Source organism: Burkholderia sp. Ac-20345, assembly GCF_017104825.1.
Classification (GTDB): domain Bacteria; phylum Pseudomonadota; class Gammaproteobacteria; order Burkholderiales; family Burkholderiaceae; genus Burkholderia; species Burkholderia lata_B.
This window is the reverse complement of sequence record NZ_JAAGPO010000021.1, coordinates 1-11,379: the sequence shown is the minus strand read 5'-3', so window position 1 is coordinate 11,379 and position 11,379 is coordinate 1. Positions and strand designations below refer to the sequence as shown.

7 protein-coding genes and 1 pseudogene are annotated in these 11,379 nt (G+C 58.3%); 6 read left to right on the top strand and 2 right to left on the bottom strand.

Annotation, left to right across the window (positions count from 1 at the left end; genetic code table 11):
• Window positions 1-116: 116 nt before the first annotated feature.
• Both G3O06_RS10585 and G3O06_RS10580 read left to right on the top strand, forming a co-directional pair.
• Window positions 117-1,913, top strand: coding sequence for an acyl-CoA dehydrogenase (locus G3O06_RS10585; RefSeq protein WP_043187485.1), 1,797 nt, complete (start codon window positions 117-119; stop codon window positions 1,911-1,913).
• 457 nt (window positions 1,914-2,370) lie between these two features.
• A complete protein-coding gene (locus G3O06_RS10580; protein WP_205816014.1) occupies window positions 2,371-3,885 on the top strand; it encodes an acetyl-CoA hydrolase/transferase family protein in 1,515 nt (504 codons plus the stop codon).
• 418 nt (window positions 3,886-4,303) lie between these two features.
• Here the strand turns inward: G3O06_RS10580 and G3O06_RS10570 are convergent, their stop codons facing one another.
• Window positions 4,304-6,373 carry an FUSC family protein gene (locus G3O06_RS10570; RefSeq protein ID WP_241019745.1) on the bottom strand — a complete coding sequence of 690 codons (2,070 nt, stop codon included), beginning with the start codon at window positions 6,371-6,373 and terminating at the stop codon, window positions 4,304-4,306.
• A 279-nt stretch (window positions 6,374-6,652) separates the two neighbouring features.
• Between G3O06_RS10570 and G3O06_RS10565 the strand changes: the two genes are divergently transcribed.
• On the top strand, window positions 6,653-7,591 hold the full coding sequence (locus G3O06_RS10565; RefSeq protein WP_205815962.1) for a substrate binding domain-containing protein: 939 nt from the start codon (window positions 6,653-6,655) through the stop codon (window positions 7,589-7,591).
• Window positions 7,592-7,758: 167 nt separating this feature from the next.
• Here G3O06_RS10565 and G3O06_RS10560 read toward each other — a convergent pair whose 3' ends face one another.
• Window positions 7,759-8,220 (bottom strand): Lrp/AsnC family transcriptional regulator, encoded by a 462-nt coding sequence (locus G3O06_RS10560; RefSeq protein ID WP_043187487.1) that lies wholly within the window; start codon window positions 8,218-8,220, stop codon window positions 7,759-7,761.
• 185 nt (window positions 8,221-8,405) lie between these two features.
• Between G3O06_RS10560 and G3O06_RS10555 the strand changes: the two genes are divergently transcribed.
• From G3O06_RS10555 to G3O06_RS10545, 3 genes and pseudogenes are all read left to right on the top strand, one after another.
• Window positions 8,406-9,503, top strand: a complete 1,098-nt coding sequence (locus G3O06_RS10555) for a branched-chain amino acid aminotransferase (RefSeq protein ID WP_043187489.1) — start codon at window positions 8,406-8,408, stop codon at window positions 9,501-9,503.
• A gap of 510 nt (window positions 9,504-10,013) precedes the next feature.
• Entirely contained in the window at window positions 10,014-11,135 is a 1,122-nt protein-coding gene (locus G3O06_RS10550) for a branched-chain amino acid ABC transporter substrate-binding protein (RefSeq protein WP_205815961.1), read from the top strand.
• A 102-nt stretch (window positions 11,136-11,237) separates the two neighbouring features.
• Window positions 11,238-11,379: pseudogene (locus G3O06_RS10545) on the top strand (branched-chain amino acid ABC transporter permease LivH); the annotation flags it as partial.

Below are 11,379 nucleotides of genomic sequence, written 5' to 3'. Positions count from 1 at the left end.
CGTCGCCGGACCGGTTACGCATGGAGTGCAGGCGACGGACGAGCATCCCGGTTCAACCGGACGACGCACGACGACGGGTGCGCAAACCAGACGAAGTCGCTCTCAGGAGACACTCAATGAACCAATACTTGGCTCCGATTCAGGACATTCAGTTTGCCCTGCAGGAACTTGCCGACCTGCACGGCATTGCAGCGCTTCCGGGATTCGAGGACGCGACGCCCGACGTCGTAAACGCCATTCTCGAAGAAGCCGGCGCGTTCGCCGCCGAGGTAATTTCACCGATCAATCGGACGGGCGACCTCGAAGGCGCGCGTCTCGAGGGCGGTAGTCCGAGGATGCCGGCAGGGTGGAGGGACGCGTACGCCCAGTTCGTCCGCGGCGGATGGAGCGGGCTATCGGTTCCCGCTGCGCTCGGCGGCCAGCATCTTCCACGCGTCGTGGCGGCTGCCGTGGACGAGATGTGGAACGGTGCCAGCGTGGCATTCGCGCTGCTGCCGATGCTCACGCGCGGCGCGATCAACGTGCTCGAGCATGTTGGGTCGGCGCAATTGAAAGAGACGTTCCTGCCGCGCATGGTAACCGGCGAATGGACCGGCACGATGGTGCTCACCGAGCCCCAGGCGGGTTCGGACTTGTCCGCCGTGCGCACGGCGGCTCGACCGGCAGGGAACGGCACCTATCGGCTGTCCGGCACCAAGATCTTCATCACGTATGGCGATCACGATCTTGCCGAGAATGTGATCCATCTGGTGCTCGCTCGCGTGGATGGCGCGCCGGCCGGAACCCGGGGGATCTCTCTGTTCGTCGTCCCGAAGCGTCTAGTGAACGACGACGGTACCCTGGGCGCCTTCAACGACGTGAAATGCGTGTCGCTCGAGCGCAAGCTCGGCCTTCATGCGACGCCGACCTGCGTCCTGGCATTCGGAGACGACGCGGGCGCTGTGGGTTATCTGGTCGGAGAGGAAAACCACGGCCTCGAGAACATGTTCATCATGATGAACGGTGCACGGTTCGCGGTCGGCCTCGAAGGGATCGGCCTGGGCGAACGCGCTTACCAGCTAGCACGCGATTACGCACGAGAACGCGTGCAGGGCGTCGAGACCGGATCCGGGTCCGCCATCAAGGTACCGATCATCCGGCACCCGGACGTTCGACGCATGTTGATGAGCATGAAGGCGCGTGTCGAAGCGATGCGCGCCCTGAGCTTTGTCATCGCGGCCAGCATGGACAAGGCGGAAACTCATCCGGATTGCGGCGAGCGGAGCTCGCATCAGGCGTTCGTCGACCTGATGATGCCGATTGCGAAAGGCTGGTTCACCGAGGCCGGACTGAATATCGCTTCGATGGGCATTCAGGTTCACGGTGGAACCGGCTTTATCGAGGAGACGGGGGCAGCGCAACTCTTGCGGGATGCGCGGATCACGACGATCTATGAAGGCACGACCGGAATCCAGGCGATGGATCTTGTCGGGCGGAAGATCGGTCGAGACGGTGCCGAGACGATTCGGACGCTGATTCGAACGATGGAAGAAGCGCAAGTCGCGCTGGAGAGTGCGGGCCATGCCGACCTCCGGGCAATCGGTTTGCAGCTTGGCCGGGGCATCGGCGAGCTGTCCCGTGCTGTTGATTACCTGGCTGACACTTATGCTGAAACACCCAAGCGCGCGCTGGCTGTATCCGTGCCGTTTCTCGACCTGCTCGGCACCGTGGCGTGCGGATGGCAGATGGGACGCGCTGCCCTGGCGGCCCATCGTCTTCTTCAAGACAACGCCGAAGACGCGACTTTCCTCGAGAGCAAGATCGTGACCAGTCGCTTCTACGCCGAACATGTATTACCGCTCTCGGCATCCTACAGTCATACGGTCGTTCATGGCGCCGAAGCCTCCCTGGAAATGGCCGAGGACGCTTTCTGACGAGACTTTCCGGGCGTAGACGCGACGCACTGCTCGATGCCGTTTATCGGTATCGAGCAGCGTCGTGCATCATCTGCATGAATCGGCTTGTTTGCGATTGCCGATACTCTCACTTCTCTCCAGTCGTCCGTGCAGGATTGTTAGGACGTTTTTTCGATTCGGTCGATCATTTTCAGATGCTGACGAACACGTCGATCTGCAAGTAGATTGTTACGAAAAGCTGCACGTAGTTTTCCAAAATTCGAAATGGAACGCGAAAGCGGTCTGATCCATCATGACGCTCTTGCGAATCATTGGGCCAGGTTACGGACGTCCAATGCATCGCATGACGAACGAATATGGTCAGTCATCGAAGCTGCAGAAAATGTGGCTGAGCGATCTCGGGATCCTTGATCCAATTCACCAGACGGACACCCGGGAGTGTACTGACTTTGGAATCAGATTCAGGAGAGAGACGATGGAGATGGAGAGGATTCGCTGCAACCGATTACGCAGTCGGGTAACAACAGCAGAAGAGGCAGCCGCACTGATCAGAGATGGCATGACCATCGGCATGAGCGGCTTTGGATACGCAGGCGATTGCAAGCGCGTGCCGTTCGCTCTTGCACAGCGTGCCGCAAGCGAAGCGACTCGGGTGACGCTCATTACCAGCGCTTCACTTGGTCACGATATCGACAAGGTGCTGGCAGACGCGAATGTTACGACCCGCCGAATGCCTTTCCAATCGGATGGCACACTGCGTCGAAAGATCAATGCCGGAGCGGTGATGTATATCGACCAGCATCTGTCCGAAATGGTCGAACAGCTGCGCGGGAAGTATATGGGTCCCATGGACGTCGCTGTTATCGAAGCAACGGCGATTACCGAAAGCGGCGGAATCGTGCCGACCACATCGGTAGGGGCGTCGGCTGATTTCGCGGCGATGGCGAAGCACGTGATCGTGGAGATCAACCTGAACATGCCGATGGAGCTAGAAGGCCTGCACGACGTGTACGTACCGGTTGATCGTCCGCATCGTCTTCCAATACCACTGATCGCGCCAGAGCAACGCGTTGGTTTGCCCTTCATTCAGGTCGACCCGGAGAAAATTGCTGCGATTGTTTTCACCCAGCTCAATGATTCGCCCACTACCTTGCTTCCGTCCGACGAGGACACGCAGAATATCGCACGGCACCTCAACGAATTTCTGGTCCATGAAGTTCGTGCAGGCCGTCTTGCACCGTCGTTGCAGCCATTGCAGGTAGGTGTCGGCACGATTTCCAATTCTGTACTGAACGAAATGGTCGATTCTCCGTTCAGCGATCTTCGGATGTATTCCGAGATCCTGCAGGACAGCACGATCGCCTTGCTCGACTCGGGACGCCTGCGGTTTGCCTCGGCATGTGCGATAGCGCTGTCGGAGTCGGTTCAGCGGCGCTTCCTGGCCGAGATCGACCGATACAGGTCTCGTTTGGTCCTGAGGCCACAAGAGATCAGCAACCATCCCGAAGTGATCCGGCGGCTTGGCGTGATTGCCATCAACACCGCCCTGGAGTGCGACATCTACGGAAACGTGAACTCGACGCACGTCGGCGGCACGCACATGATGAATGGCATTGGTGGATCCGGCGATTTCGCCCGCAACGCGCACTTGTCCGTGTTCGTGACAAAGTCGATTGCGAAAGATGGTGACATCTCGAGTATCGTGCCGATGGTTTCGCATGTCGACCACACCGAACACGATGTCGACATCATCGTGACGGAGCATGGTCTTGCTGATCTGCGCGGCTTGGCGCCGCGTGAGCGTGCGTCGCAAATTATCGAAAAGTGTGCTGATCCGCTGTATCGGGATGCACTACGCGACTACGTGAAGCGTGCCGGAGCAATGGGTGGACAAACGCCGCATGTTCTCGAAGAGGCACTGGCTTGGCACGTGCAATATCGTGACGATCGAACGATGCGCAAGGTCATCGGTGCGGACTGCCCGCTTTGACGGCAACATGACCCTGATGGGGATCGCGCGATGCTTCGACGTGCGCGTCCCCGTCCATTATCGCGTGAACGGGCCAGGTCACCAGCACAACATTCACCGGCAGTTAGTTCAGCGATTGCTCGATGCGCTTCGGCGCCCGGATTCCGAGTTGCCGGTGAGTACCCTCGTACGTTGCACGCTGAGTTGCGTGGCAGCCGCCTGAAAGTCCGCGGGATAGAAGGCGTCCGTGCTCACTCCGGGTCGATAGCCGGCGTCTTCATACCGTATTAAATCCTCTATGACCTGATTCCTTGTTGGTTGGTTTGCGGCTTGGCAGAATGCGATGGTGGGCATGCAGATCGAGATCGAAAACACAGCTTTTAGGGTCCAGTTCACGGGATGTGTTCCATGTGAGGTTGACGGATGTTGTCCGCGTTATTCATCCTCGCAGCGGCGAATGAGGGTCGAGCAACGCAGATCGAATGAGATGCAATTGGCTTACGATCTGTCGCAGGCACTGCTGGTACGACTCGGCGTACGGCTCAATACCTTTTTCGTCTAGGGCCGACTGCATGGCTTCTGTTGCTACACGGGTCGCTGATATCGCCTGTTCCAGCCTGGCTCGTTTCGGATTAGAAAAGAGCTCGCTGATCGACTTTTTCATTTCATCGAGCACACGTGAGAGTAAAGGAGCATGCGGACGGTCACCACCTCCTAATGCTTGCCGCACTTCGTGAAGATCGATCATCGCGACACCAATCTCGGTAACGGCGAAGAACCACCGCAGCGTATCCTTTCGCTCGGTCTGTTTGTTTGTCGACAGGGAAAGAAGCTGCAATGTGAGGTCGCGGGCGCCACTTTCGAATCGCGAGCGAACGCGTGTAAGACTGTTGTGTTTCTCGATTTGGCACGCAGATGCACCGTGTCGTCGTAGTTCAACAAGGAGCACGCGGCGAAGCCAGCCGGCAGTCGGTGGGGCGAACAGCGCGTACGACAACGACGCGACGAGCATTGACAGAACAATGGCTACGGCGTCGTTGAGAAAGGCCTCCGGCCTGAAGACCGTTCGGTTGTCCGGGCCGGCGAGAAAGCAAAAGAATATGCAATAGCCGATTCCGTAACCTGCCCATTTTGGCCGAATCGACATGTACACACCTGGCAGCAGAAACGGCACGAGGGCGACGCATAACAGCGGAAATCCATCGATTCTCGGGTAGATTTCGAACGTCGCTATCATCGCCGCGATAACGGCAAGTACAGTGCCGACAGCCATCTGATATGCAGTACGACTGGGGTTTCCGGTGGATGATGCAAGTGCACAAACGGTTGCACCGACCAGCGTGAACGTCGAGCCGCTTGGCCATCCGGTGGCAATCCAGAATCCACCGAGCAAAATTACAACGAACACTGTACGCAATCCGGTTACCCACGCGGCAATAGAGCTCGTTCCCGGAACGAAGCTTCCGTCCCAGACTTCACGAGGACGATGACCGCTTCGTACCGACACGAAGGTAGTTGCTAGCGCTCGCATGTCTCCGATGAATCGGTCAATGAGCTCGATGCCGGTGTCAAAATCGAGAAGCGATGTTGCCGTTTCGTTTGCCAAAGGTGTTCGTTCGTCCTCCGTGTCGCCGGCCAATGTTGCCTGGTACGACCGAAGTTGCTCCTCGATGCGAGCAGCACCGTCACGATCTCCCAACGAGGCGCCGCCAAGTTCGAGACAGTCCGAAATGTGGTGAAAGCGGGTCGTCAGTGCAGCGGCGACTGACAAGGACTGTGAGCTCCTCAGTCGCTCCATCAGTTGGTGAAGCGCCTGGATGCGTGTGGTGGCCGCCATGAATTCGGCGTTGAGGCGGGCCAGTCGGTGTGCACCGCGCCGGGCATCAGGGCCTTCGAAAAACACCATGCTTCTGGATGATTCGAAACCTATGGCATCCGCTATAAATCCGGTGTTCGCGGATTCGATCTCTTTGATGTCCATGCGCCCAGCCATCAGTGCGCGCACGTAGACGACAAAGGATACGAAACGTGTCCTGGCAGACGCATGTATCGCCGGCTCCATGGTCTGCGGAAAAACAAGCGCGCTGACCGCCCCCGCACATGTAATGCCGAGCATCACTTCCGCCAGGCGGGTCATTGCGGAAAGGAACGCGCCTTCGGGATATAGTGCGGCTGGGACGCCGACGAGAGCAGCGGTGTAGCCCGCAAGTACGAAGCCGTACGAGCGAAAATTTCGGTTTCGCGCCGCACCGGCAGTGCAGATTCCGATCCACAGCGCCAGACATGCGATGAACGGTTCGGGTTGCTGTGGAAGTAGGCCGACGAGAATGAGCGTGACGATCAGACCAACGGTCGTTCCACACATTCGATAGAAGCTCTTGGCGAACACCATTCCACTTTGTGCCTGCATGACGATAAATACGGTGGTCATCGCAGTACGTGGCTGGGGAAGTTCGAGCCGCATCGCAACGAAGAGTGAGAGAAAGGCGGCTAGCAAGACCTTTGTCATATACAACCACGTAGGTCCATCTGTACGCAACCAGTCCCGCGCGATCGCTAGCCACATGGGCGTTCGCGTTTGTTGCTTCGATTTCACGACATCCATTATTTGAACTCAGACATCCGATGTTCGGAGGTCGTGTTGAGCCTGTATCCCAAGGTGTACAGATTTTATTTTTTGCAGGTATCGCGATATATCTCTGCGTTTGCAATCTGCTTTTGAGTGAATTGCAACTATCGCTTTTGCACCATGTGCAACAATCGCGACCAGCCGTATTTGGACGTCTTCATGGACACTCTTCAAAACATGCGCGTATTCATACGCGTCGCCGAATCCGGGAGTTTCACTGCAGCGGCACTGAGCCTGGATTTCACGACAGCTCATACGTCACGCGCGATTTCCGACCTTGAGCGGCGCCTTCGGACGCGACTTCTGAATAGAACAACGCGTCGCGTTGCGCTGACCGAAGCCGGCGAGCGATACTTTCACCACTGCGTTCAAATTCTTGCGCATGTCGAGCAGGCGGAGGCCGAGGCGGGGAGGGCACATGCGCGCCCATCGGGAAAGCTCCGCGTTCGCGCCCCGGTCGGATTTGGACAGCATTACCTGATCAAGGCGATCGGCGGCTATCAGCATCGATTCCCGGAGGTCAGGATTCAACTGACGCTCGCCCAAGGCTCGCTGGATCTGGTTGACGAGGGCTACGATATGGCTATCGTAGCTGCAGTTGCATTATCCGATTCGACGCTGATTTCGCAGAAAATCGGCACGGCATTCAGTATCGCGTGTGCATCGCCCGTGTATCTTGATGCCCACGGTACCCCTCAAGATCCCGATGATCTATTGGACCACCGCTGCGTTCACCTGAACACGCCGGAGTTTCCAATGAGCGCCTGGACTTTCGATGGCCCCGACGGCGAGAAGTCTGTTCGGCTTCGACCGGCAATGCTCGAAGTCAATACACCGGAGGCACTGGCCGCGTGCGTCCGGGAAGGACTTGGTGTCGGCTTGATTCCAATCTATTCGGCGATCGACGGGCTGTGTAATGGGGAACTGGCATGGGTGCTCCCGGAGTACAAGTCGCAACAGATGGGGTTATACGCAATGTACCCGTCACGGCAATATGTCGACGCGAAGATTCGAACGTGGGTCGACTATTTGAAAGACACGATACCGACCTCCATGGCGGCCGATCAAGAGGCCGCGCGTCGCTTTGCTCGCAGTTGATCGGTTTATGACCGGTTGAAAGGGTAGGCAACTCGCCATATGCGGATGCGTTCCATGGTACGCGCGGGGCTACCGATGTGCGGGGCACGCACCATGCATCGGGTTGCCATCCCGTCGCAAGGGCGTGCTTCTCCGCATCGTCGTGCGTGCGTCGGGAAGATAGGGATTCAGATCGGCAGCGACGAAGTAAGTTTGATCTGCTGAATCGGGATCTCTGTCTTCACGCTCTGCACCCCCTTGATGCGTGTCAGATGGTCGATCTGAAGTTGACGATATGCATCAAGATCGGCTGCTACGACTCGAAGCAGGAAGTCGCAATCGCCTGCCATCAGGTGGCATTCGACGATCTGTGGATGCTTTTTTATTTCGGTGGTGAAGTAGTTGACCGTTTTGGCATCCTGACTCGTCAGCCAGATGCGTACAAAGACCGTCAAGCCAGCGCCGACCTTCTTTGCGTTGAGGAGCGCAACATATCGCTCGATGACACCGGATTCCTCAAGAATGCGCACACGTCGTAAGCAGGGTGATGGCGACAATCCTACTGCTTCGGCCAGTTCGACGTTCTGAATACGTCCATCTTCCTGCAGTTTACGGAGAATGCTGCGATCGATTTCGTCTAGATTTTCCATGATCGAGGTATCTTGTCATTGTGAGTGGCATCTGGTGCCACTAGTTGTCGGATTGTGAATGATTTGATGCCAAACATGAGCAATAATAAGGCACAAACGCAACCAAATTCTCTTTTTTTTGGGATAGAGTATCAGCTCAAACTAATGGCGGGGTCATCCCGCCGCAGACGAAGGAGCGGACAGAGATGAGCACCACCGGTATGCAGACATTCCAGTTTGAACGCAATCCCAGCCCGGTCGCGGCCAACCAGCGCGCTGCATTGCTCGAGAATCCCGGTTTCGGTCGGGTGTTTACGGATCACATGGCGACGATCCGGTATTCGGAGGAACGTGGCTGGCACGACGCCAAGATCGGTCCGCGTGGGCCGTTCAGCCTGGACCCGGCAACCCTAGTGCTTCACTACGCGCAAGAGATCTTCGAAGGCATGAAGGCCTATCGGTTGCCTGACGGCGGTGCCACGCTGTTTCGTCCCGACGCGAACGCCCGACGCTTTCGCAATTCCGCCGAACGACTTGCAATGCCGTTGCTGCCGGAGACGCTGTTCGTCGAATCGGTTCGTGAACTCGTCCGCGTCGACAAGGAATGGATCCCGTCGACTGAAGGCTCTGCACTGTATCTTCGCCCGTTCATGATTGCGACCGAGGCCGTTCTGGGCATGAAGCCGTCGCCCGAATATCTGTACTGCGTTGTGGCGACGCCGGTCGGCGGATACTTCAAGGCCGGCGCGGCGGCGGTCACGCTCTGGGTGTCCGAAAACTACACGCGGGCTGCGCCGGGCGGCACCGGCGATGCGAAATGTGGCGGGAACTATGCGGCAAGCCTGGCGGCGCAGGCAGAAGCCATTCGCCAAGGGTGTGACCAAGTGGTATTCCTCGACGCGGTCGAGCGGCGCTGGGTCGAGGAACTCGGTGGTATGAACGTATTCTTCGTGCTCGACGACGGTTCGATCCAGACGCCACCGCTGACCGGCACGATCCTGCCGGGCATCACGCGCGCGTCACTGATCACGCTTGCCCGGGATCTCGGTATCACTGTGCGCGAGGAGCCGTATGCAATTGACCAGTGGCAGGCTGACGCGAAGAGCGGGCGCCTCGTGGAGGCGTTTGCATGCGGAACGGCGGCTGTCGTCACGTCGATCGGCAAGGTAAAAGGGCGCAGCCACGAGTTCACGATTGGGGACGGCACGGGTGGCCCGGTCACCGCACGTCTCAAGAATGCATTGCTCGACATTCAGAACGGTCGCGCGGCAGATCATCACAACTGGCTGGATCGCGTGTTCTGAACGATGCGTTGACATACCGCGCGGCATGCCGGGCCCCTTCATGAGAATGATTGGGTCCGAGAATTGTCACTACGGCAAGCGAAGGGATTTACCCCGTTGGACGTAACGTGATGGTCGATCCATCCCAGGCAACTGCGCACCGGTTTGCGGTCGAATCGTGATTTGACACGCTTTCTCGAGTGCATCGTTGTGTCGCGCATAGGGCCTGCGTCCGGGCTATCGCACCAGCCTGCTACGTGAGACTGGTATCCGACAAGTTTGCGTCCAAGTGGCCATCATTGGGTACCCGCAACGGTTCCGATGAGATGACGTCGCAGGTCAATGCTGAGGTCGCGTGTGGGGATGCGGGTGACCGACGCCCGTGCATGTCCTGCGACCACAGATCGTTCGGATCGCGCTCGGCACGAGCGTTTCGTGCAACGCGCAATAGCGCCAGATTCCCCACTGTTGCGACGGTTTCGGCGAGCACGTGTTCGCCATCCAGTCGCACTCTTTCATTCTAAATCTATCATGAAGTTCTTTTTCTCCTTCTCTTCTGTTGCTACTGCGACTGCGCTGGCCCTGTGCACCCCATACGCGCAAGCGGAAACCGTAAAGATCGCCATCGCTGGTCCGATGAGCGGTTCGGTCGCCCAATACGGCGATATGGTGAAAGCCGGCGTGCTGACCGCGATCGACCAGATCAACGCTTTGGGTGGCGCGGGTGGCAACAAGCTCGAACCTGTAATGATGGATGACGGATGTGAACCGAAGCAGGCCGTCGCCGTCGCCAACAAGATCGTCAGCCAGAAGATCAAGTATGTGATCGGTCATCTTTGCTCGGGGGCGACGATCCCCGCGTCCGACATCTACGAGAACGAAGGCATCGTGATGGTCACGCCGTCGGCCACCGCGCCGCAACTGACGGAAGGCAAGAAGCGCCACTTCATCTTCCGCACGATCGGCCGTGACGACCAGCAAGGCCCGGCCGCCGCGCACTTCATCATCAACAACGTGAAGCCGAAAAAGGTCGCCGTGCTGCACGACAAGCAGTCGTACGGCCAGGGCATCGCGTCGTCGGTGAAGAAGGACCTCGAAGCCGCGAAGATCCCGGTCGTGCTGTTCGAAGGCATCAATGCCGGCGATTCGGACTACTCGGCGATCATCACGAAGCTGAAGTCGCAAGGTGTCGACTTCGTCTACTTCGGTGGCTACCACCCGGAAATGGGCCTGCTGCTGCGCCAGGCGCGCGAGCAGGGCGTGAAGGCAACGTTCATGGGGCCTGAAGGCGTGGGCAACAAGGACGTGACGGCGATCGCCGGCCCGGCCTCGGAAGGCATGCTCGTCACGCTGCCGGCCGACTTCTCGGCCGATCCGGCCAACGCGGCGCTCGTGAAGGCGTTCGCGGACAAGAAGCGCGACCCGAACGGCCCGTTCCAGATGCCGGCGTACGCAGCGGTGAAGATCATCGCCGACTCGATCGCCGGAGCGAAGACGACCGACCCGACGAAGGTCGCCGCGTACATGCACAAGACGACGTTCGACACGCCGATCGGCAAGGTAGCGTATGACGCACAGGGGGACCTGAAGGCGTTCAAGTTCGTCGTGTACACGTGGCATAAGAACGCGACCAAAACCGTCGCCGCGAACTGATCGACGTCTCAGCCAGTCAATCCGCCACGTCCGCGTACCGGACGGGGCGGATTGTATCGCTGCGGTGATCGAATTCCCTTGCGGCCGACTAAAGCGACTTCCATGACAGAATTCTTCCCTCAATTCGCCCAGCAGCTGGTCAACGGCCTGACGCTGGGTGCGATCTATGCGTTGATCGCCATCGGCTATTCGATGGTCTACGGCATCATCGGCATGATCAACTTCGCCCACGGCGAGATCTACA